General features: G+C 35.9%; 14 protein-coding genes. 6 read left to right on the forward strand and 8 right to left on the reverse strand.

Going from position 1 to position 22,825, the window contains the following annotated elements; genetic code table 11:
- Together ACP6PL_RS10260 and ACP6PL_RS10265 are read right to left on the reverse strand one after the other, a co-directional pair.
- Positions 1-1,316 (reverse strand): tetratricopeptide repeat protein (locus tag ACP6PL_RS10260; RefSeq protein ID WP_426545157.1); only part of this gene is annotated, 1,316 nt, incomplete at its 3' end.
- A 141-nt stretch (positions 1,317-1,457) separates the two neighbouring features.
- Entirely contained in the window at positions 1,458-1,934 is a 477-nt protein-coding gene (locus ACP6PL_RS10265) for a hypothetical protein (RefSeq protein WP_426545158.1), read from the reverse strand.
- 170 nt (positions 1,935-2,104) lie between these two features.
- Between ACP6PL_RS10265 and ACP6PL_RS10270 the strand changes: the two genes are divergently transcribed.
- Complete coding sequence (locus ACP6PL_RS10270) at positions 2,105-6,031, forward strand: hypothetical protein (protein WP_426545159.1); 3,927 nt, start codon at positions 2,105-2,107, stop codon at positions 6,029-6,031.
- A gap of 382 nt (positions 6,032-6,413) precedes the next feature.
- Here ACP6PL_RS10270 and ACP6PL_RS10275 read toward each other — a convergent pair whose 3' ends face one another.
- Positions 6,414-7,232: a hypothetical protein gene (locus ACP6PL_RS10275; RefSeq protein ID WP_426545160.1), complete on the reverse strand. Its 819-nt coding sequence runs from the start codon at positions 7,230-7,232 to the stop codon at positions 6,414-6,416.
- 341 nt (positions 7,233-7,573) lie between these two features.
- Between ACP6PL_RS10275 and ACP6PL_RS10280 the strand changes: the two genes are divergently transcribed.
- The 3 genes from ACP6PL_RS10280 to ACP6PL_RS10290 all read left to right on the forward strand — a co-directional run bounded on the left by ACP6PL_RS10280 (position 7,574) and on the right by ACP6PL_RS10290 (position 12,060).
- Positions 7,574-8,980 (forward strand): 1-acyl-sn-glycerol-3-phosphate acyltransferase, encoded by a 1,407-nt coding sequence (locus tag ACP6PL_RS10280; protein WP_426545161.1) that lies wholly within the window; start codon positions 7,574-7,576, stop codon positions 8,978-8,980.
- A gap of 649 nt (positions 8,981-9,629) precedes the next feature.
- On the forward strand, positions 9,630-10,451 hold the full coding sequence (locus ACP6PL_RS10285) for a sensor histidine kinase (RefSeq protein WP_426545162.1): 822 nt from the start codon (positions 9,630-9,632) through the stop codon (positions 10,449-10,451).
- Between the two features lie 220 nt (positions 10,452-10,671).
- Positions 10,672-12,060 carry an IctB family putative bicarbonate transporter gene (locus ACP6PL_RS10290; protein ID WP_426545163.1) on the forward strand — a complete coding sequence of 463 codons (1,389 nt, stop codon included), beginning with the start codon at positions 10,672-10,674 and terminating at the stop codon, positions 12,058-12,060.
- Between the two features lie 850 nt (positions 12,061-12,910).
- On the opposite strand, the gene ACP6PL_RS10295 is transcribed toward ACP6PL_RS10290, so the two are convergent.
- The 4 genes from ACP6PL_RS10295 to ACP6PL_RS10310 form a co-directional block, all read right to left on the reverse strand.
- A complete protein-coding gene (locus ACP6PL_RS10295) occupies positions 12,911-14,608 on the reverse strand; it encodes a mechanosensitive ion channel family protein (protein ID WP_426545164.1) in 1,698 nt (565 codons plus the stop codon).
- A 450-nt stretch (positions 14,609-15,058) separates the two neighbouring features.
- Positions 15,059-15,790 (reverse strand): hypothetical protein, encoded by a 732-nt coding sequence (locus ACP6PL_RS10300; RefSeq protein ID WP_426545165.1) that lies wholly within the window; start codon positions 15,788-15,790, stop codon positions 15,059-15,061.
- A 441-nt stretch (positions 15,791-16,231) separates the two neighbouring features.
- Positions 16,232-17,014, reverse strand: coding sequence for an ABC transporter permease (locus ACP6PL_RS10305; RefSeq protein WP_426545166.1), 783 nt, complete (start codon positions 17,012-17,014; stop codon positions 16,232-16,234).
- A gap of 642 nt (positions 17,015-17,656) precedes the next feature.
- On the reverse strand, positions 17,657-18,238 hold the full coding sequence (locus ACP6PL_RS10310) for a hypothetical protein (RefSeq protein ID WP_426545167.1): 582 nt from the start codon (positions 18,236-18,238) through the stop codon (positions 17,657-17,659).
- A 1,274-nt stretch (positions 18,239-19,512) separates the two neighbouring features.
- Here ACP6PL_RS10310 and ACP6PL_RS10315 point away from each other — a divergent pair.
- The gene (locus ACP6PL_RS10315) at positions 19,513-21,258 is read left to right on the forward strand and encodes a serine hydrolase (protein ID WP_426545168.1); all 1,746 of its coding nucleotides are present in this window, start codon (positions 19,513-19,515) and stop codon (positions 21,256-21,258) included.
- A 146-nt stretch (positions 21,259-21,404) separates the two neighbouring features.
- Entirely contained in the window at positions 21,405-21,833 is a 429-nt protein-coding gene (locus tag ACP6PL_RS10320; protein ID WP_426545169.1) for a DUF1622 domain-containing protein, read from the forward strand.
- Positions 21,834-22,112: 279 nt separating this feature from the next.
- Here the strand turns inward: ACP6PL_RS10320 and ACP6PL_RS10325 are convergent, their stop codons facing one another.
- On the reverse strand, positions 22,113-22,511 hold the full coding sequence (locus tag ACP6PL_RS10325) for a nuclear transport factor 2 family protein (protein WP_426545170.1): 399 nt from the start codon (positions 22,509-22,511) through the stop codon (positions 22,113-22,115).
- Between the last annotated feature and the right edge of the window lie 314 nt (positions 22,512-22,825).

Here is a 22,825-nt window from a genome sequence, read left to right on the forward strand (position 1 = left end):
ATTTCTATAGCTTGTTGGTACAAAGGTTCCGCTGCTTCGTATCTCCCTTGAGATTCATATAATCCTGCTAGGTTGTTGTAGACAGTTGCAACGCCAGGATGATCTTTATCCAGCCGTTCTTCTGCTATTTCTCTACCCTTCTCTAACCAAGGTTGTGCCTGTAGATCAAATCCTTGACCTTCATAAAACCGACCTAACCCAAGAAAAGGAAACATCAAATCATCATCACTCAAATACTCAGTCAAATGCAAATGTTCCGCCACTTCCATAATATGGGGAATATCAATCTCAACTTCCTTAGCTTGCTTCTGTGTAATATTCTCAGGAATTTTCCTCGCCGCCTCCACGATCGCCACAACAAAACCACGTTTCAACTCATCTACCTCTGGATATTCTCTCAATTTTATCTGCAAAAATTCCCGCACCAGAGGATGAAAACTATAAATCCCAGACTCAACACCCTTCAACAAATGCAGATTTAGCAAATCCCCAAGAGCAATTTCCCAAACCTCCAACTCCTCATCATCCTCTATCCCATCCAACGACAAATGAATAGGTGCCAAAGCATACAACCCCAACCTCAAACCTATTTCTTGAGTCTTTTCATCTAACCTATCCCAACTCAAAGCGATCGCCTCTGCCACACCATGAGGATAATTAATCAACTCATTAGCTGACATCGCCCGATGTTCCAGACTTTTTCCCTGTAAACGCTGGAGCATTTTTTTCAAAGCTAAATTATCCCTATTCAAAGACTCCCAATACTCATCCAAATACCGCCCCACCAATTCGATCGCCAGAGGCAAATAACCCAACCATTTCAAAATTTCCCTTGCTTTTGCTTCTTGGGGTTCTGTTAAAACTCTATCTCTAGCAATAATTGACTTTAACAACTCCATCGCTGCCAAAGGTTTCAAAACATCCAGACGCAACTCTCGAAATGCCGAGCCAAAACTTTTACGAGTCGTCAGTAGTACCCGAAACCGATAGTCTGGAGGTAAAAAAGGCTTTACCTGATTTTCGTAGTCAGTCACATCATTATAAATAAGTAACGCCTCTCCCTCAGACCATTTTTGCCAACAGTAGCGCAACCTTCCCTCTAAATTTTCGTCTTCTGGAAGAATAAGTCCGAGATTATTCTGAGCAAACCTGAGAATCTGAATACCCACATTCTCTGCAGGTACCTCCAACCAACAGATACCACCAGGGTAAGCAGACTTATGAGCAAGAGCGTATCGACGGGAAAGTTCCGTTTTACCCACACCCCCCATTCCTGAAACAGAAGCAACAGCAACCCGTTGATTATTTTTCAGCAATTCGTGGAGTTCGGCAAGTTCCTTTTCCCTACCGACAAAAACTTTATTGTCTAAATATTCCTCCCCAGGAATATAGTATTTTTGGTTAGGATGTTGAGATTGGGTACTTTTCTTTGTCGGTTCCCCTACCGACGACTTCAGTCAAAAATTAACTGGAGCATTAAATGTAGGATTCTGAATAACTACATTATTATCTTTAATATCCCTATTTACAGAACTCTCGGTAATAGTGCTTTCCTGAAACAGAGCATGAATATTCTCAGCAGTTACCCCTCCTTGAGACTTCATTTCTTCCAACTTCGCCTCAAGATTTTTCACATATTCTGGATGTTCCTCTTTAGCAACGGCAACCACATCAATAATATCTTGGTTAAGTTCGGAGTTTTGATTGGCCACTGCCTCCAGTTCCCGTATTGCTCGCTCAAAATCTTCAGGAAAAGGATTTTCTTGTGCAGGTTTCAAAGCACGGAAAGTATCGGCAGGCATTCCTTTTACCCGTTGCCATAACTTACCCGCTTGCTCAAAAGTCTTTTCGCTCAAACCTTCCCCTGCTTTTTCGACATATTTAACTAAAAAAGGATAGGCGATCGCTGCTACAGTTAATTCTATAGGTTCCATTATTTTTACTCGTTGTTAGATAATTAAAAATTAAGTCTATTATGTTAGATGGAAAGTCTAATTGCTGACTATTCCTTATTATACCTCTCCGAAAATTAATCTCAAACGTCTGAATTTACTAACCAAAAACTTAGTTCCCGGAAATGTTTATTATGTAGAAGATGTAAGAAATGTTAATTAATATTGATAAAAATCATCCACGAATATTAGAAGGTTTAGATATTTGGTTACGCCTTGGCTTAATCTCCGATGATGAAGTTAGGCAACTCTGCCAAAAATATCTAAGTACCCCTCTACCACAAGTTATCAAAAAAGAGAAATTAGTAACTAACACTCAAAAACCTCAAACAGAAATAGATTTACAGCCAACTACCCCTAAAACTTCTACTGTAAAATCTCCTAATTTAATAACTCAAATATTACAGTCATTAATGGCAGAATTAAGCTTGCGATGGCTGCTTTTTTTAGGTTTATTTTTAGTAGTCGTTTCTTCTGGCTTACTTGCTGCCAGTCAGTGGGAAAAATTTCCTCCTACCGGACAATATTTAGTCCTTTTAGCATATACATTATGCTTTTTTGGAGCGACAGTTTGGACGAGAAAAACAGGAAACTTACGTTTAACTTCCGAGACGTTGCGAATTGTGACATTACTGTTAGTACCTGTGAATTTTTGGGCAATAGACGGCTTGGGTTTATGGGGTAATATTGGGGAATGGTTAATAGTAGGATTGGCTTCTTTTTTGCTTACCAGTATCATCGTTTATTTTGACAAAAAAATCAGTAATTATCTTTCTAAACAGTGGATTTCGATTGCTGCACTAAATTTGTTAGGTCTGAGTTATTTACAGTATGGATGGAGATTTTCTGGATTTCCTATTTTGGCAATTTATTTAGGCGTTATTGGTACAGCAATAGCCACTATTTATCATAACCAAACTCAAAGAATTACGGAAACAAAAGAAGTTGAAAATCAAACTAATACTGGAGACCCACTCACAGGAATTGCCATTGTAGTTTATGCAGTCTTAATTTTACTAGCTAGAGGAATTTTTGTTGCTAATGTAGAGCTTGCCAAATTAGGATTAGCCTTGGGAATAAGTGGTTGGATATTATTGAAAAATAACATCTCCAATCAAATTAAACAAAAATTATTTATACAAAATCGGATTGGGATTAGTTTGTTATTTCTTGGTTGGTTAGTTTCAGTATATGCTCAACCTTGGCAAGCATTGATAGTTAGTATTATCGGCTTATTGTTATTAGCTGAAAATCTGCAAAAATCTTGGCGGAGAATTGAACTATCTGCAATTTTTCTAATTGGTTTACAAATAACTTGGTTAGGGTGGCGGTTAATTCCAAGTGCAACTAGACAAACTTTAGTCGCTACAACAACTCAAATTTTTAATGCCCAAAACTCACCAGAATCATTACTTAGTTTAGCTTGGTTTCCCTACTTAATATTTATGGTCTGGCTGACAGATTGGATTTATCGCCATCAACAAGTTAATTTAGGTAAGTTTAGTGAAAAAATCTGCTTAGGGTTTGGAGTATTTTTAAATATATTATCCTGGCAAAATCCTCTAGTTATATTTCTGAATTTATTAGCTTCAACTATTACTCTTGCCATTTTCACATCTCGTCGTCAACCCACCAGAGTTGCTCTTGTTTATTTGAGTCATATCACTGGTTTATTATCAATATTTTCTGGAATTAATTATTTCTTACCAGATTTAAGTTTAGCAGTATGGGCAATAATTTTCTTAGTAATGATGGTGAGTGAATGGGGAATATTTATATTGCAGACCAAGATAACATCAGAAACAAGAATAGTTACACCTACTTCTTCTATCTCATTGTTAAGTTGTTTCTGTTTAAGTGCTTGGCATCTGGGTTTAATTTTAGCAACTATAAGTTATATTTTGCTGTTGGGTAACTTAGGAAATTTTCAACCTAATATTTGCACGGTTATTAATTGCCAGTTATCACCAGAATGGCGAATTATTTGGTTTATTACTCCTTTAGCTTTAACAACTATTTCCAGCAGAATAATATCTTTCATAAAAATCGCAGGTGAATTAAGTATCGCTGCTGTAATTCTTCTACAAACTTTAACTTTATGGCAGCCAGAAACTCGATTGTTTGGTTTGGGTTTAGGCATAGTTTTAATGTTTATTAATACCAAATATTTACTAACTCAAACAACAGCAAATATTACGGTAGGTTTTGTCTTAACTTTTATAAGTGTTGGTTTATGGGAAGGTGTTTTAGGTTTGCCTCCTGTTTCTGGTTTAGACTGGTTATTAATTCTTGGTTTCTATTTAGTAAGTTTATGGTTATTGTACTCTCGAATAGTTCAATTATCAGGGAAGTTATTTAATATTTACGCCAAAGCATTAGATCGTTGGGCGATAATTTTGTGCAGCCTAGAATTAATCGTATTAACAATCCACTCTTTCGGAATTTATTCAGAAATTGTCAATCCCTCAATCATAGTAATTATGTCTGCTTCTCTGACATTATTTGCCATTGGTTATCGAGGATGTATTAAACAAACAACAGAAAACTCATCTATTACATTTAGTCTGAATAATTTTGTTCAATCTAACGTTACAGTTTATAGTTTCGCTTGGGGTTTGGAATTATTGACAGTAGAAACTTTAGGCTTAGTCAATAAATCTGTAATTAGTTTAGCGATCGCTAATTTAGCATTAGGATTACTCACTCAATTTTTAGGAGACTGGTTACAACGAAAAGTAGGCATAAATAATCTGTCTAAATGTTGGCAAATAATCCCATTACTCTATGGTATTTTAGGTGCTTTATTCCGTGTCAATATTTTCGATAGCTGGACAGGTTTAACTTCTTTAGCTTTATCATTTATATTAATTGGTGTAGGTAGAAGAAAAGCCACATTCAAACCAATATTATACTTAGGTATTCTCGGAATATCTGTTTCTGCTGCCGAACTACTTTTCTATCAAGTTTCTTCTCTACCATTAGGAGAAAAATTAGTTGCTTATGCCACCATTGGTACAACTATCACTTATAGTTATCGCTTATTATCGCCCTGGTTATCAGATTACTTAAAACTCACAACAACAGAAATTAAAAATATTGCCAATATACATTGGGCAGTAAGTAGCCTTCTGTTATTTTTATTAGTAAGATATAATCTGAAATCTAATCCAATACTAGCATTAACTACAGCTATACTTTTAACTCGTTATGCAATTATGCAAGGCAAAAATAACTCTAATTTGCAGCAGGCAGAAACCTGGATTTATCTAGGTGTTTTAGAAGGATATGCTGTTACTATCTATATAATTAATTTACTCTCTGTCACAGAATTTTTGCTATCTTGGTTAGGTGCAATAGCGGCAATAATTTCTTACTTTATCTACATATTACCCTGGGAAAATTGGGGATGGCCTCTGAAACCTTGGCGACGAGTTTCTCTGATAATTCCGATAATAACTATAGTTCTTACTAATTTAAGATTAGATTTTACTTCACCTTGGTATTGGTATGCTTCAATTTTAATAACTGCCGGATTTTATATTGCTATTTCCAAGGTAAATCAGCAAATTCGATTAACTTATATTAGTGTAGGTTTAATTAATTATGCTCTTGTGATTTGGCTGAATAATTTAGGAGCATTCATTCAGACATTAGTTTACGTTACTCCCATCGGATTATCATTACTTTATGTAGCTAAAGTTGACCCCTATCTTAAATTATCTCAAAACAGAAATATTCGCCATAACTTACGACTGTTTGGCAGTGGGATAATTTGTTTTGTCGCTTTATTAGAAAATCAATGGACTGGTTTACTTCCAGGAATAATTAGTATTATGGCAATTTTTGCCGGATTAGGATTACAAACTAGAGCATTTTTGTATGTAGGAACAGTAACATTAATAGTCAACGTTTTTAATCAATTAATTGTCCTGAATTCTATTTATTCATTTTTCAAGTGGATAATAGGTTTAGTAGTAGGAGTTGCTTTTATTTGGATAGCTGCCAGTTTTGAAACTCGACGAGAACAAATTAATAATTTATTGCAAAATTGGATAGAAGAATTAGAAGAGTGGGAGTGAAAAAAATCAAAAAATATATTTGCTTATAAGTAATTAGGTATTTACGAATTACTGTACTATGAATACTTTTACTAGAAAAAAGGGTAGAAGCGTTAGAAATTAGGGAATAATCAAACAACTTGTCAATCTACCAGCTCATCTAGACTAAAATTGTGGGTAAAATCTTCCCCCTCTCCTTGCAGGAGAGGGGTTGGGGAGAGGTCTTCATTGACTCAAATTTACCCACATTTTAAAGCTAGACAAGGTATTATTAAGTTATTACTTTCATGCATCTTTTGGCGCAGCATGACTCAGGAAAAGGTAATAGCTGAATGCTTACAATTTTGGTTATAATTCAACCGATATTTCTTACCATTTATAGATTACATTGGAAGTAAGGCAATCAACTCCCTCTTGAATAAACATAAGCAGTCTTTGTTAGTCCATCAGAGTCAACCCACGCTGCTAAATTTTCCTTTAATCTACTAAAGACATCGTAAACTTTTTGGGATGCCTCTCCATCATATTCCTCCTTTTTATTTTCATATTTGAAACTAAATTCAACTACCACTGGATTATCCTTTTCACCTCGCAGATCGTACCAAGCAATTAATGCACAATCAGCTTCCACTTTAGGAGTATTCCTAATTTGAAAATCTGCACCTGCAATAACTATTTCTCTAGCAGTGAAATCACCGACAACCTCAATCGGTTCATTCTTTTGATAAGACTTTAATCGCTTCTTAAAATCTGGATACAATTTACCAGGATCATTCAACTTATTTAGATTTTTATTATTTGATATTGGTTGTTTTGTAGAGAAGCTGTAAAGCTTGAAAAACGGAAGTTTAATGTCTTCCTCAAATTTTGTTTTTCCATCCTTAACATTCGCTGCTGTCATATCTCTATCCTGAGAGATATAGCGATCTGGATGACGATATTTGAGTGTGACTTCCCGTTTTCCTGTATTAATATCGACTCGCTCTCGGAAAACATAGTTACTTTTCCGAATACGGCGATCTGCGGTGTCATAGAATCTGATTTGTCTTTCTTTCTTTACCTCATTAAGACTGCCATCAGTGTCTATAACAATATCTTGAATTAAACCTTTGAAATCGTTCCAAAATTCTCCAGCTTTTTGAAGAAGATCGTCTTGCGAACCAATAAAGCGCTCTTGCTGAAGCATAACCTTGTATTCGCGAGAGACTACATTCTGTTTCATTGTTTTCTCCATACCTATTGATGAAAGTATCCAACCATAAAACTTGTAAAATAAACGCCTAACTTATAATTTTGCCACAGGTGCAGTATAATACTTAATATTATATATTGTTAAAAATAAGTAGCGCAAATCATAGATAAATGTTAACCCCTTCTTATTCTACTTTTCTTAATCAAGTTCGGCGTATCATTCGACTCAAATACATTAGCCATTGTACTGAAAAAAGCTATCTTTATTAGACCTAAAACCTAAAACTTTCTTCAAAACTCGACTCTTGGACATTCCACAATTTATATTGAAAGAAAATCTGAAAATGACCAAATCGAAAATCCAAAATTGTAATGCCTCACTCAACTATCCACGTTCAACCACCTCTAGAATTTATCCCACCAAACTTCAAACCTCTGGTACGCACAGGGACTAAACTAATGTTACCTTGGTGGCTGAAGTTCCAGATATCCATCGCTGATATACAAGTAGACAACCTAGACACTCTAGCCCAACTATATCAAAGCTTCCAGCAAGGCAAAACCCGCTTCCTTATGGCATTCCGTCATCCTAGTGCCGACGACCCCTACTGCATGGGATATATGATTTGGTATCTATTGCCCAAACTAGCCAAACAACAAGGAATCACTCTTCCATCTCTTCTCCACTATCACTTTCTTTTTGACCGAGGTATTCCTTTATGGGCAGGTGATTTTATAGGTAAATGGTATTCGTATCTGGGAGGAAGTTCAATTCACCGTGGAAAACTAGACCGTCAGGGACTAAAATCAGCTCGTGAACTATTTGCCAATGGTAGTTTGCCAATGATGGCCGCTCCAGAAGGAGCTACTAATGGTCATAATGAAAAAGTTAGTTTATTAGAACCTGGTATTGCCCAAATGGGATTTTGGTGTGTGGAGGATATGTCTAAGGCAAGTCGTTCAGAAGAGGTATTTATTGTGCCAGTGGGTATTCAATACAAATACTTGGATGAACCTTGGGAAAATGTAGAGAAACTTTTAACTAAACTAGAAAAAGATAGTGGTTTATCTCCAGGGACAGAAAATCTTTCTGAGCAAGAAAAATTAGCACCTTCTAAACTTTATCAAAGACTTTTGAGATTAGGGGGTTATTTAATAGGAAAAATGGAAGATTTTTATCGACAATTCTATCAACGAGAGTTGCCTGAATTAACTGAAGAAAGTTCTTCCCAAGAATCTCTAACAGATGACCAAGTTAATGAAAATATTAATACTCGCCTCAATACTCTTCTCAATGCTGCTCTAGAAGTTGCAGAAGAATATTTTCATATTCATCCCAAGGGTAATTTTATAGATCGTTGTCGTCGCCTTGAACAAGCAGGATGGGATTGTATTTATAGAGAAGATATTGAAGATTTAGCGACTCTTTCTCCTGTAGACAAAGGTTTGGCAAATAGACTGGCGCAAGAAGCTAGTCTGCGAATGTGGCACATGAGATTGGTAGAAAGTTTTGTAGCAGTTAGTGGTAAATATGTTAAGGAAAAGCCTACAGTAGAGAGATTTGCTGATACAACTTTGTTAATATGGGATATGATTAATCGAATTAAGGGTGGTAATGCCTTAAAACGTCCCAGATTAGGAAAACAAAGGGTGCAAATGACAGTGGGACAACCGATTTCTGTTTCTCAACGGTGGGAAGCTTACCAAACTAAACGTCGTACAGCAATATCAGACCTAACTCAAGATTTGCAAAATTCTCTTGAGGGAATGATTCAATAAATATTGACATACTCCCAATGTTGTGCTTAGGCGACACCTCGGGATTCTTTAACTTGATATTTGAGTTGCAGTTTATACAGAGATGATGTCCTCCCCATATTTTTTATTATCGCACAAGAATTAGGTATACCATTTCTCAAGTTAGTCATACCAATTCACTTTAGGGATGTCACAAATAGTTTCCAACTTTAAATGTCAAATAATTGCCTGAAACTATTGTCCGATCAAGGTTTTTAGTGGATTAAATCTAACTTCTGACTTCTGATTTCAGTGAAACGGTATGAGGTACAGTTTTTTGTCTTCTTTTCTGTTCCCTCTTTCCAGTTAAGTGTTCCCTAAAACCTATAATTTTCTACTACATCACCAGTATGAGAATTGCTGTATAGTTATACCAATTCACTTTAGGGATGTCACAAATAGTTTCCAACTTTAAATGTGAAATAATTTCCTGAAACTACTGTATCGTAAAAGTTATGAGTCTATAAAATCTTACTTTTGACTGTCTTGAGTGTGTCTTACATTCTGTTGGCGAAGCGTTTCCGGAGGAAACGGGGACCTCAGAATTACACACTCGATGCATGACTTTTGACTTTTAAATTCCGTGAAACGGTATTACTGATAAAATTTGACAAGGACTAAATTGTTTTCCATGACTAACGAATCTATGACTACATCTGCTGATTTGCTTAAAAACAAACTACTGACTCTTGTTACCCAAGAAATGTTAACTCCTTTAACTTCTGTTATGGGAATGGCAAGTGTTCTAAACCAAGAAATCTACGGATCTCTGACAGACAAACAAAGAGAATATGTAGAAGTCATCAATGAGAGAAGTCGATATTTGCGATCGCTTGTTGAAGAAATTATTGCCTTAGCAAAACTAGACGAATCTGGCCAAAATTTAGAAAAAACTCCTGTTGACGTGAAAAATCTCTGTCAGCAAATAGTTAGAAACTTAGAACCAGAAATAGTTTATCGTCAGGTTAAATTACAGTTATTAGCTGGAGGTAGCGAGCAGAAAATTGGTTTGTTTGATAAAGAAATTTTAGAACAGACACTACACAACTTAATTTACAGCATAATTCAATCCGCTGGTTCAGGAAGTGAAGTAAAACTTCATTTGTCTGAAAAACAAGAAGAACTTAATGTGGCAGTGTGGGTTTCTCATCCCCTTCTTGGAGATAATCTTCCTCATACTCAACTCTACTCCCAAAAGTTATCTACAATTGAAGAAAAGAGTAACTCTAGCTTAACCCTAAATAGATTACAGCTAACATTTGCCGAACTCAAAGAAATAATTTTTGAGACAATGCCAAAACAAGGAGAAAATGTTAATGCCAACCCCACCCGCGATCTATTAGCACTGGTGTTCAGTTGTCAGTTAGCAGAACAACAGGGCGGCTCTTTATGGATTCAAGGTTCTGCTGAATCAGGCTATCGATATATTTTAGCTCTCCCACTCTCTAAGTAGGAAAGAACTTAACAAGGTAACAGGGAAGAGTTTTTCTTCCTATTACATTATGGCTGTTTAAAACTCTGTATTATTTTCAATTATCTAATACCAATTCACTTTAAAGATATTAAATAATCCCTGGAAATTACTCTTGTTTCACAGTTTTCAGTCTCTCAAATCTAACTTTTGAATTTTGAATTTTGAATTTTGACTTCCGTGAATCTGTTGGTATCATAAAATGAACTCAGTTTGGCAAAAACTAACACTAACTAATCTCTCACTCTCTCAGTCTCAATGGCTAAATGCTAGCTACCTCTATGGTTTACTTAATGGTTCTCTCTATAACTGGCGACGGGGTAGTTGGTTAATGCAATGGGGGGAACCCCTTGGTTTTGTATTGCTGGCAATTGTATTTAGTCTAGCTCCTTTTGTAAATACTGCTCTCATTGGTTTCTTATTACTTGCTGGCGCTGGTTTTTGGGTATTGCTGACTGTCTCAGATAACACCCAGGAACATTTAACTCCCATTCATCTACTAATATTGCTTTACTGGGGTATTGCTACATTAGCAATGGTTGTCTCCCCAGCAAAGACTGCTGCTTTTAGCGGGTGGGTGAAATTGACTCTTTATCTATTGTTGTTTGCTTTAGGATCTTTAGTATTACGATCGCCTAAACTCCGCTCTTGGTTAATCAGTGTTTATTTATTGGTTTCCCTAATTGTTAGTTTCTATGGTATCCGTCAATGGATAGATCAAGTTGAACCTCTGGCTACTTGGAATGATCCTAACTCTGCTCAAGCTAATGTGACTCGTGTCTATAGTTACTTGGGAAATCCTAACTTATTAGGTGGATATTTGTTGTCTGCTATTGCTTTGAGTTTTGTGGCAATTTTTGCTTGGCGTAGTTGGGCACAAAAATCTCTAGCAGTCACAATATTGATAGTCAACTGTGCTTGTTTGCGTTACACAGGTAGTAGAGGTAGTTGGATTGGGTTTTTGGCTTTGATGTTTGCCATGTTGATTTTAATGTGGTATTGGTGGAGTATCTATATGCCAAAATTTTGGCAAACTTGGTCGCTGCCAATAGCTGTGGGGAGTTTGGCAGGATTATTAATTTTGGCAGTCGTGTTATTAGAGCCGTTGCGCGATCGCGTTCTTAGTATTTTTGCAGGTCGTCAAGATAGCAGTAATAATTTTCGGATCAATGTCTGGATGTCTGTGTTTGATATGATTCGCGATCGCCCAATTTTAGGTATTGGACCAGGTAATGATGTTTTTAATAAAATCTATCCTCTCTATCAGCGTCCCCGTTACAGTGCTTTGAGTTCTTATTCTGTACCTTTAGAAATAATTGTAGAAACTGGTTTTATTGGTTTTACTGCTTTTTTGTGGTTGCTTTTAGTGACCTTTAATCAAGGTGTGTTGCAGTTGAAAAATTTGCGAGATACTGGCAATAATCAAGGATATTGGTTAATTGGGGCGATGGCAGCAATGGTAGGATTGATGGGTCATGGTTTAGTGGATACGGTTTGGTATCGTCCCCAAATTAATACTCTTTGGTGGTTGATGGTAGCTATTATTGCTAGTTATAGCGCTATGCCAAAGTCAGAAGTAATCCCAGACTAAGTTTGTAAAATGGCCTTGCATATTTGTCCATTGGAACCCACATTCCGCACGTCAAGTTGTAATATCATGTCCGGTAGCATTGGTCTTGTATAGGGAAGGCAAGGAAGAAGGAAGAAGGAAGAAGGAAGAAGGAAGAAGCTTGAAGAAAAGGAAAAATCTTACATAAGGTAGATATTTCCACGGCTTTTACACAAACGATATAAACGGACATGATATAACATTAAAAGTAGTAGAAAAAACGGTAGCTTGCTAGGTATTTAGGGCCTGCTGAATAAAGTCTTTTTGCTGGGCTAGGAGACAGGAGACAGGAGAAATGGGAATTTAGAAGAGGTAGGAGTAAGAATTGTCTCTCAATTTTTCTGCCATAATCATCCTAAGATACTAGCTTTTTGAGCTTTTTCTACCGAAAAGCTGGTACTTTTTTTAACTCTAAAACGCTAAAACTTTTATCTGTCAATACTTTTAGAATTAATCAGCAAGCCCTATTTATACTATATAACTCCTATTCATTGACCTTTCTCAGGAGTCAGATTATCAGGAAAATATTAAGCATAAATACTCAATTATATAGAATCCGGTTGAAAAGTCGTCCGCAGCGACGATAGGAAGCAATCTCGCAAACCCATGAGATTGCTTCCTTCCACTCCGTTCCAGTCGCAATGACTTGGCTATAGTAATTATCCGGATTCTATATTACTTACTCCTATTGACCACTATAATTGTCTCCTGTCTCCTGTCTCCTATTTTTACACTACATTTTATCGTGCGGAATGTAGGATTAAAGATGGGATTTACCTTTTCTGCAAAGATTAATCCCTTGGTTTAGCAACGCCTTTTCTAGAAAGATATATTAGTCTTCTTCTTCATCCTCTTCATCTTCTTCCTCTTCTTCATTCTCTTCATCTTCATCCTCTTCTTCATCCTCTTCCTCTTCCTCTTCTTTATCCTCCAACTCTTCATCTTCTAACTTCTTCTTACCTTTCCGAGGACCGCGATGAGGAATCTCAATTCCTTCTTTTTCAAAGGCTTCGATTATCATTCTACGCAAGCATAATTCTATATCTTCGTTTGTTCCTGGCTTAACTTGCGTCGTCGTTTGAATGATTAATTGATATCTATCGAACTTCTCAACCCCATCAACTTCAGTTGGTTCTAGCACATCCTCATTCTCCTGCTTTAATTTTTGCCCCACTGCTTCTATAACTTGGTAAACGCGCTCGAGATTGGCATTATAGGAAACATTAACTGTCACTGCTGCTTCACTATATCTCGAATAGTTAATAATATTACCAATTTCACCATTCCGGATAATATAGTCTTTATCCTCAAAGCTAATGCGAGTAGTTTTAAGCTCTATTGCAGTGACATAACCTTTGACATCATCAATCTCAACAAAATCACCTACTAAGTAGTAACCTTCAAACAAATTAAATAAACCAGCTACCACATCTTCAACAATACTCTGCGCCCCCATGCTCACACCCAAACCAAGAATACCAGCACCTGCGAGTATAGGAGTAGAGTCAATACCTAGGACATTGAGAATAGCAATCATTGCACCAACGTAGACTAGATATTTGAGGGTACTATCAAATAATGGCAAGAGAGTCTCCCTTCTCTTTCTGTCAATTTCATCTAACTCCTTGTCTTCACTGAGTAGGAATTTTCTGGCAAAAAGTTTGCCTACCTCTTCAATTACACGACTGGTATAAAATATACCGACAATTTGTATGATTTTCGGGCCAATAACTGCTAGATAGGCAATGAACTCAAGTTGTTGAAATACTAGACTTGCCATCGAAAGGTATATTACATACTCCAGACATCGCTTTGATAATGGGAGTAGATGACTGAGGCGATTATATAAATTCAGCAGTTTACTAGGACTAGAGTATTTTTGGCTGAGAGCATCTAATGTGTCAATAATCACGATATTGGCTTTAACCAGAAGTATGCCAACTGTGATAATGACATATATTCTCAGAGCAATATACATATATTGCGTAATTACTTCTGGTAGTTGGATAAATTGAGTGCATAAGGTTAGACTCAACACCCACAGAATGTTAATTAGGTTAAGACTAAGAAAGTCAAAGAAGGATTCTATACTTTCATCATTCGCTGTAATATATTCAAATATTTTGGTGCGATCGCAAAGATTGTCTATTAAACGTTGGATGGAAGGTTGGGTTGCAGCTAATAAAAATAATAAGAACAAACTTCTGCCTGCTCCCATACCTAAATTTACCCAAAATTCTTCAGGAATATTATTAATAAATGACTGTGTGTATTGTAATAAGTTTTCTCCCTGATATATGAGCCAACTATTCAGTCCTAATATGAGTATACCCAGTAATCCACCACCTATAGCTAATGCAGTCCGGGTATTCCTTTGGATATTCTCCATTGTGATTTTAATTTTCTTGCTGTAAACAGCCTTAGTTAGTTGTTGTAAAATTTGTGTAATTAACCAATTAACGGCAAGAAAAATAAAGAGTAGCAGACCAATTTCTCCTACAATAACTAAAAAGTTTTGTACTGCCAACATTTTCTAAATCTCCTATTATCATCATAATTTTTATTCACGCAGTTCAAAATCTAATTTTCTGTACTTCTATGAACTATCAAGTCTTGTTCAACTCTTGGCCAAAAGTTATTTTTCCCTAGCAAGGCAGGCATCTATTTATTCAATTTAGTTTAATTAAGAAGGTGTAAAAAAATCCAACTATTTAACGAAAAGTAATATCAAACTTGCAAAAATATCTCCTCTTTGTAAAGAGTTAGGGAAAAATACCCAGGTATAAATAATTGATCAATTGTATTAATCACTAATCTATATCAACTCACTTCAATCATCTCACAAATAATAATTTTACACCTAGTTGTGAAATAATCACATGAAATTTTTGTGTATTCAAGTTTTGCTCCTCAGAGAATCTTACTTTTACTTTTAATCTCCGTGAAACAGCATACTTTAATACTGATTATTAATCCTCAATTAATTTGACTCTTTTTGTCTTTCTAATCTAGTGGTAACTGCTTGATAGTTAATTCGGTAAAGGTCTAATTTTTCCACAGCTTCGGAAGCAACAAAAGCATCTTGAGGTATTTGTTGAAGTAAATTTATAGCTTCCTGCCATTTAGCTTGAGCTTCTTGCCAAACCTCTAAGGGATGAGGTGGGTTTTGCACAATTACACTTGCTTCTGTTGCTAACTTTTTAGCAGTAACTAACTTAGAAGTTGCAGTTTTTTCAAATATTAGTTGTTTGCGGAGAGTCTGATAATCTTGGCGGTAAGTTTGTAAAAGTTTATCAGCCTCTTTCTTAACAGTAGTACCTTTGGGAATTTCTTCTAATAATTTAATTGATTCTAGTAACTCTGTTTCTGCCTCTTCCCAGGTAGCTAAAGGTAGTGGGGGATATTTAATTGTTCTCTTAGATTCCAAAGATAGTGTTTTAGCTTCTTTGAAATCTTTTTCTGCTTGTTGTTGTTCCAAAAGAGCTTTTTCTTCTGGAGAAACAATAACTATTTTTTGACTTGCTTGTAGGGCATATACTACTATTCCTACTTCTACTACAAGGATAGATATTAGCAAAATGATTAAGCGTTTCTGGGAAAATATATTTTTTTCAGAAACTTGTTCTTCTTGTTGTTCTGTTTTGATTTGGTGTAGTAATTCTTCCGAATCTAAACTTTGCTCAAGTTCATTTAAAAGTTTATCTGTTTCCATAGCTAATAAGTTATTAGTTATTAGTTAGCCTCTTTCAGAGGAACTTCGTTAACACTTAGCCTCCTGGGTAGTAACTGCGTTTTTCATGTCGCGAAGCATTTCATGTCGGCGACAGCAGAAAACAGTACTTTCTACTGAATTAGGAGGCAAAAAAAATCATACATTTCCTTTTTTATCTCCTAGAAAGCAGAGAATTAAGACTTTATTTTATGCTTATAAAAATACTGGAAAAGGCGTCCTATTCAACCAACTTTGAAATAAAGTTTCTTCCTTCCTTCTCCTTTCTTCTACTAAGGGAATAGCAAAAAATAAATCATCCATTTTTTGAACTAGATCTGTTTGTTTCGCTGCCTCTATTACCTACTTCTGTAGGGGTGATTCGCGAATTTCTCTTACTCCCTAAGTTCAGGATAATTATATATTTTTTTTATTTGGTATTTCCTAACTAGAAGCACTTGTATAATAACGCAAAGCTAGTCGCCAAAATTGAATAGAAGCAAAAAACAATCCACCTGCTAGAGCAAAAGAACCCAATATCCAAGTACCTCCAACCCTACCTAATATGGCTTGAGCTGGTACAGTAGTCAAAAATGCCACTGGTACAAGAAAAGTAAAAAAGAAACGATAAGCCGTAGGGTAAGCTACCATTGGATATCTTCCTGCTTCTAATAAACCTCTGAGGACTTCTGTTACGTTGTAAATTTTGACAAACCAAATACTGGTTGAACCCAACATAAACCAGAGACTATAAAGAATCATTATCCCACAGAGCAGTGGCACTATACTGAGCAAATAATCTCCAACTCCTAAACCCAGTTTACTACCAGCATATCCTAACAGCAACCCACCAAAAATCATATCTGGTATTCCCCAGGGAGAAACTGTACGAGTAGAAAGCCAAAATTGACTACTAATCGGTTTTAGGAGGACAAAATCTAGAGTACCTTCTTGTACCTGTTGTACAATTCGATTCAAATTAGGAATCAAAAAAGTTGCTGAAAGACCCTGTAGAATAGTAAAAATTGCTAGGATAATTAAAGCTTCTTCCCAATTCCAACCTTCAAATTTGTAGCCTGTTCTATAAAATAGAAATAAACCAAATAAGCTACCCAATAAACTTCCTATACTACTAATAGCTGCGATAATAAAATTGAAACGGTATTCTAATTCAGCAGCGATCGCTGCACCCCAAAATAATTTGAGTATTTGTAAGTATCGTTCCATTTTGACTTAACTTTACTCTTAAATTTATTTACATCCTGAATCATATAGCAATCCTATTTTATTCGTGGCAACAATCTTACTGCTTTTTAGGTAATAGGGAACATGGAACAGATAGGAGTTTCAACTTTTTTATTTACTTTTTAATTACCCACAACCTATTTAGGATGGCTACATAAAATATGGTATACATATAAATTAGACTGACTTCTCGAATTAGCTAGATTCATGCTATTAAGGAAATAATTATACACTTATCAGACAATTCTATTGTAATTCGACTTAACCAACCAAAAGTAAATATAGAGGTTTGGATACCAAAAATCTACATATTTACTTTTTAATCAAGATAATTGAAACTATTTAAGTGAGTAGGCAAAATTAAACCTAAAACAATTGCAGTGAGTCAGTTTTTCTGACCCCTGGCTGACTCCTTTATTATTTTGATCGAGGGAACAGTGGGAGCATCTTGCTCCCTTCCTTCTTCCTTCTTCCTTCTTCCTTAAAACTAAAATTGCTAAATGAAAAAAGGAGAAAGAACTTTGATTAGAAGCTAGGTAATTAAATAAAATAGTTATTCACAATAAATACCATCAATATATTTGTGGGCTTCTTTTCTTCCTTCTTCCTCCTTCCTTCTCATTACTAATTTGAGGTTAAAAGCACAAAATCAGTTACTTTACCTCCGCTATAAGTTCGCCAATGTTCTGATACTTGAAAAAAACCTTCATTATACTGACTTTGGTTCATAATTCTGAAAGTTTCCGAACGATAATTTTTCTCTTGGGAAAGTTGATTTTTTCTGAGACTAGCAACCAAGTTTTCCATAAATTGATACCCATCACAAAAAGCATTTGGTGGATAACCCATTTCTCCTTCACTATAAGCTTTTCCGGCAAGATAAATTATATTGTGATAAAAAGAATGTGAGTCCATTTTATCTATATACCTGCGTAATTTTAAAGGTGATGGTGCGATTAAATATACATCTTCACAATCAGGTTCGGCATACATTAATTCATCCCAATTTCTATAAGATTGTAAGGTTTCCCCTGACTCTAATTCATAACCTAAAGCAAACTGCATTTCATCTAATAATTCTGCTTCCCAAGAATTTTGAGATATTCGATTAAGCCAATGGTGAATAGTATTATAAAATTCCATATCTGAGAGGGAAAGCAATGCTTCTTTTACGGCATCTGTGTGTATTTTTGTTTGAATTTTCATGTTCTTACCTCCTTTTTTTGTTTGTTTGATAGACTTTGATTTAGTTTAGTTAATTAGCTTTTCTGAAGGATATATCCTTCAGGATTAACTATAAATATTTGGCAGTTTTCTACTTATATACGAAATAGAAAACGATAATTTTACTTCTTTCTATAAGACTAAGTTATGCTTTAGATATCCCGTCTATAATACTCAGGAACGTCCTTTAAGAACGGCCTGTTATTTCCTTTAGTCTTTTGTTCTTATACAATAACTATTGATTTCCTTGATCCCTATCTATAAATTAATATGTTTTAGGTATAAATCTCTAGTTAATCGGGGAATTGTATAAGTAATTATACTGTTGCTACAATTTTCAACACTCCTCCGGTTGGTAGTCCATCAACTATTTTGTGTTTAGGGTCAGGCTTCAGAGAAGATTATTTATATGCCAAAACTATTAATATAGTATATAAACAAATTTTTGTAAATCCAAATTTTGGCAATTTATATTTATTTTTAATTTTTAATTGGCAGATTATAGAATGACTGCCATATCAAGAGCGATCGCTTACTATGTAAATAAACAAAGATTTTGGGATAAGACAGGACAGATATAGAATGCACCTAGAACTAAGTCAGAAGTCAGAAGTTAACCCACCCCTAATCCCTCCCAGGAGGGCAGGGCTGTTTCATTCTCGTGAAAAACAGAAAGGGAGATGGGGAGATGGGGAGATAGGGAGAATTTTCGAGCCAATAGTCGGGATCTAAGCCAAATTTATCCATCCATACTCGAAGGTAAATTAACGAATTGTTAGTCATTCGAGTTGATTGGAGTTATTGAACTAGACTAAAAAAGTCAAATTTTCATCACTAAAGAAGCTGAAAAACTAGCAAATTTCGGTTGATGAAAGTGAGCCCCCCATCCCCCTATCCCCCTATCTCCCGCTCATCTTTGACTTACGATACTTTGAAACAGCCCTGCTCCTGGGAGGGGAAATTGGAAGTTGTTTTTCTAACGGGGATTTTGAGCAAGCCTCCAAAAACATTTCCCCTGATAAGGCGAGGTTTTAGACCTGATTATTTTGATAAATTGAGAAAGGAATGAGATTTGAGATGAGAGGCATCAGGGATAGTCTATGAGGTGTTGCTGATTAAAAGTATGAACTAATGGCGATAATGTTTTAAATTCTGTTTACTATACCATAAATTCATACTGCTATTTAGTAAGATCGTCGATTAAAAGTTTTCTATTCTAACTAGAAAGCAAAAAGTAACTTAAAAGGAAGAGGATAATGCAACTTACGACACAACAGATAGATATCCTGAAAAACCTTCAAGACTTTGATACTTATATAGATAAACTGCTTCAAGACTGGAATGCTCCAGGAGTCGGGATAGGAATTGTGGCTGAGGATATGCTCCTCTTTGCCAAAGGTTATGGTTATCGGAACTACGAGGAAAAACTACCTTTTACCCCTAAAACCCTCTTCCCAATAGGCTCTAATACCAAGCTTTTTACCTCTGTAGCTGCGGGAATGCTGGTAGAAGAAGGAAAATTAACATGGGACAAACCTATCCGCGATGCCGTTCCAGCAATCCGTTTTTATAACAATGAATTAAACAATAGTGTTACCTTGCGGGATATGCTGGGACACCGTACAGGGATAACTCGTCACGACAGTATTTGGTATAAACAGGACTTTCTTACTCGCAAAGATATCTTTGATAGAATTCAGTACATGAAACCAGAGGTATCACTACGAGAAACCTTTTTCTATAACAACAATATGTATGCTGCTGTGGGATACATTATTGAGCTGCTGTCTGGAAAGACTTGGGAAGAGTTTGTCCGCGAGAAGATTTTCAAACCTCTCGAGATGCACAGCACCGTCTATCTCATCTCAGAGATGTTAAAGCAGTCTGACTACGGCGTACCATTTACGGAAAAACGAGACAGCAATGAGATTTACCAAATTCCTTACTATGAGGAAACAGAAGCTGTAGCTCCTGCTGGGGCGATCGTCTCGAACATTGAAGAAATGTCCCACTGGCTTGCCGCATTGATGAACGATGGTATTTATCTCGGTCAGCAGGTTATTCCGTCGAACGTACTCAAGGCAACTCTAGAACCTGCGATGGCTCAACCCAACGTTTTAGGGGAAACACGAGGATGGTGGGAATTACTTAACCCAATTTATGGAATGGGTCGTGAGACGGCGTCTTATCGAGGACATCTGTTAACTTATCACGGGGGAGCTATTGATGGGTTTTATTCGCAGATGTCTTTTCTTCCTCAAAAGAAACTAGGTGTGATAGTCTCGACAATTGGCAACCATTGTAGTTTCTTAATCGACATAATCACTTACAACCTTTACGAACGCCTCTTGGATATCACTCAAACACCTTGGAGCGATCGCTGGCTTGATGTCAGACTTAAAACTAAACAAGCAGGAAAGGAAGCACGAGCCAAGGCTGGAGAAAATAAAGTGTCAAATACCACACCCTCACACTCCCTCAATGACTACATAGGGGAATATGCTAACCCTGTCTACGGCATTCTTAAGATTGAAATAAACGATAGCGACCTTCAATTCAACTTGGGTGAAATTAAACTTCCTCTGAGTCATTTTCATTACGACCGTTTCGATACATCTGATGATGAGCTTTACGGTAAGTGGTCGTTGAACTTCCTCACCAATTCCCAAGGTGAGGTGAACAAAGTAGCAATGTCTATAGATATGGCAGAAGTAATATTTACCCGCCAGGCAAAAACTTTAGACTCCCAACTTTTAAAACAGCTTGCAGGAACATACGAAACACCAGCAGGTTTTAAGTTACAAGTCGTTCTCAAAGAAGATGATTTCCTGTACTTAGTACTCCCTGGTCAGCCTGAAGAAAAGCTGATTCCATATAAAAATCTTACATTTCAAATCCAAAGGTTCTCTGACTTGATATTAGAGTTTGTTTTAGAGAATGGTGAAGTGAAAGCTCTAAAACAGATAGATCCTTCAGGGGAATATGTATTGAAACGATGCTGAGGTAGTGCGATTATTGAGATTGAGGTGAGATACCAACAAAAGCGGAAATAAAGGCGCTCATCTCTTTAATTTTTCCTTATATTTCTAGAAGCGCTAAAGCGCAACTACAAACAAAGACTTTTTTATAACTAATTAAAGGAATAATTATGGCTTCTATTTATTTAAAATCTATCATCACACAACAGGATTTTATCTATTTTCCTCTAGCCACAAATTTAATAGAATTAACTGAGTTTTTTTTAGACGAGTTTGTGTTAATTCTGAAGATGTTTATTGAAGCAATTGCAGTTTTTATTATTGCTTTTGCGGTGCTAAAAGCAGTAGCACAAATGTTGCGAATGCGGAAAAATAGAAAACTTTTTACATTCGAGGGCAGAATCAGACTGGAATTAGGTATTTCCTTAGTTCTGGCTTTAGAATTTCTGTTGGCTGCTGATGTAGTAGGCACTGCTATATCCCCTAGTTGGAGTGATATTGGAAAGTTAACTGCAATTGCTGGAATTCGTACTTTTCTCAACTTTTTCCTGGAAAAGGAAATCAAAGAACTGCAACAAAAAAATCACTCTGATGAATAATATTTAATATAATCTAAAACCGACATTTCGCACTTCAAGATGTAGGTTTGAAGTAAACATTAAGCTATTAGCATTCAGCTTTCAGCTTTTAAATGTAATAACTTGACTTCGGTTAGCGGTCATGTGACCAATTTATTCATAAGTGTTAATTTTCCTTGAAGACTAATTCCTCTTGAATGTGTGATAATCGGTTAATAACTCATAGCTGATAGCTGATAGCTGATAACTGAAATAACCCTAAATTTTTTAGTATTTAAAATATAATATTTTTATGATTAATTAATTCGACTTACCATCACTACCTAAATATTCTCGGTAAGCACAAATTTTGTCACCTCGAACATCAAAAGAAATTGCAACTCGATTTTTATAAGGTTTTCCCCACATAGGGCCTTCATCTCTAAATTCAAAGACAACTGTTGTCTCATTGCTAGTAATGCGGTCCAAAGAAGTAATTGAAAGTCCTTCACTATAGGCTTCAGAAACATACTGAAAAAATTCTCTGGCACGGTCTTTTCCTTCATTTAAACCGTTAAATTTGCCTACAGGAAACCAAAAGGTAAAGTCCTCAGTAAGCATATCTAAAAATGCTTCCCATTCTCCAGTTGCTAAACCATGAGTCAATTTCTCAAAAGCTGCTTGAGCAATTGCCAGTGTATTTGTTTGTGCTTGAGTCATAGTTAGTACTCTTATAGTCTTTAAAAGGGTTCATTTGTTAACCAATAATACCAAATTTCGCCCATTATTGCTACCTCTTCTTGAGAATAGGTCGAGGCGCTTTAGCAACGAATCGTTAAAAACATTACTGAACTATTATTATTACTTAATAACTGAAGTCTTGAAGATGTATAGTATTATTTTGGTAAATTGGTATAAGCCTATATTTTATGATCGAATTATTCTTGATATTTTTGTAACCATTTAGCTAGTTTGCGGTGAGCTTTTAGCTGTTTCATAAATAATGAATATACACTTATCATGCTCCAGTTCAG

It is taken from the genome of Dapis purpurea BLCC-M126, from assembly GCF_050015975.1.
In the GTDB taxonomy this organism is placed as follows: domain Bacteria; phylum Cyanobacteriota; class Cyanobacteriia; order Cyanobacteriales; family Microcoleaceae; genus Trichodesmium.